Source organism: Shewanella sp. T24-MNA-CIBAN-0130 (assembly GCF_040310185.1).
GTDB classification, from domain to species: Bacteria; Pseudomonadota; Gammaproteobacteria; order Enterobacterales; family Shewanellaceae; genus Shewanella; species Shewanella psychromarinicola.
In genome coordinates, this window is the sequence record NZ_JBEOPP010000305.1 from 1 (window position 1) to 273 (window position 273).

Sequence of the window (273 nt, forward strand, 5' to 3'; positions counted from 1 at the left end):
GTCGAGCAGGCGCGCCTCACGGTAAAGAAAATCCAGCAGGTGGTCACGGGCAAGGCTCATGGCTGCACCTCACGGTCGCTGGCAATCAGCCCTTGCTGTTCGCGCTCGATCGCACGCTGCAGGCTTTGGGCCCAGTGCGCATGCTGGCGCACAAACAAGCCCTCGTCCTCGGTCTTGACCCCGCTGAGCTGCGGTTTCATACCCATGGCCAAGGCATTTTCGTCCGCGCCCTCGACCCACTGCTTGGCGCCACGGCTCAAGTCATTCCACAGG

Annotated in this window: 1 pseudogene; it reads right to left on the reverse strand. The window is 63.0% G+C overall.

From position 1 onward, the window contains the following. Window positions 1–56: 56 nt before the first annotated feature. Window positions 57–273, reverse strand: a pseudogene (locus AAEZ02_RS22490) (hypothetical protein); the annotation flags it as partial.